Origin of the sequence: Bacillus sp. GMs2/2 (genome assembly GCF_050172095.1) — a bacterium.
In the GTDB taxonomy this organism is placed as follows: domain Bacteria; phylum Bacillota; class Bacilli; order Bacillales; family Bacillaceae_G; genus Bacillus_A; species Bacillus_A cereus.
On record NZ_JBNLYE010000691.1, the window covers coordinates 1 to 1,284 of the forward strand.

A 1,284-nucleotide genomic window follows, 5' to 3' on the forward strand; every position below is an offset into this window, starting at 1 on the left:
CATAATGCTATGATTCATTTAAATATTTCGTGCTCTTATATGTTGGATGAAGTCTTCAGATTATTTCATGATATATACAATTTTAATGCTTATTTAGTTTCTAATATATAGTATTGTAATTTTGCTAAATTCTTAAAAGGACACATACAAAATTAAATAATGTGTAATATACACTTAATTAATTTTTTGGATTGTAATTTTGAACTAATTTTTTTAATTTATACTCAGTAGCATAAGCATCAGCAGCAATAATTGCATCAAAGACCATTTCTGGTGAAATTTCAAATGGCATATTATGTATAGTTTCACCATCTTGACAGGCAGCTTCAGCCACTTTCATCAATTCTTCTTTACTTGCATCACCTAGGTTCAAATCTTCAAGTGTAGTAGGTAAGCCAAGCTTGATACAGAAATCAATGTAGTTATATAGTTCTTCAGTTGTCCAAGATTCCAATGCCATTTGTACTAATGTGCCAAATGCAACCTTTTCTCCATGCATCAAATCATGAGTCTTATCATGTAAAACAGTAAAACCATTATGGATGGCATGAGCTGCAGCTAACCCCACACTTTCAAATCCAAGGCCACTAAGCAAGGTGTTTGCCTCTATTACGGCTTCAACTGCTGGAGTAACAGTTTTTTGTTTAACTGCTAAAAGAGCAGCTTCTCCATATTGAAATAAGGTATCCCAACAGAGTTCTGCAATCTTAGCAGCTGCTAGGGTAGAGAGTCCTCCAGCCATAGCGGGTTTTCGAGATTCTAAATTTGCTCTAGCTTCAATCCATGTAGCCATTCCGTCTCCAATCCCAGCAGCTAAAAATCTGGATGGAGCTTGTGCAATGACTTGGGAATCTACTAAAATAATATCCGGATTTTTTAAATAAAATTTGTATTTCTCAAATACTCCATCATCAGAGTAAATAACAGAAAGAGAACTGGTTGGTGCATCTGTTGAGGCAATAGTGGGAACGCTTACAACTTTGGCCGAAAGAATTTCTCCTACCGCTTTTGCTGTGTCTACTGATTTACCACCACCAATACCAATGATTACATCAGCACCAAATTCTTTTCCTATTTTCTCAATTCTTGCAATTTCATTTTCAGAACTTTCACCATTAAAACCGACTTTTTCAAAGCTTAGATTTTGTTTATGAAAGCTTTCCATAACTTTTTCACCAACAAGATGCCAAACACATTCATCTACAATAACTAATAAATTGGTTCCTAGAGGTTTTACATACTCTCCAATTTTTTTAATTACATTTCTTCCCTGAATATATTTTT

At 34.1% G+C, this 1,284-nt stretch carries 1 protein-coding gene; it reads right to left on the reverse strand.

Annotated elements, in window-relative coordinates; genetic code table 11:
• Window positions 1–178 precede the first annotated feature (178 nt).
• A partial coding sequence (locus ACQGS6_RS28720) for a glycerol dehydrogenase (RefSeq protein ID WP_426966045.1) occupies window positions 179–1,284 on the reverse strand: 1,106 nt, incomplete at its 5' end.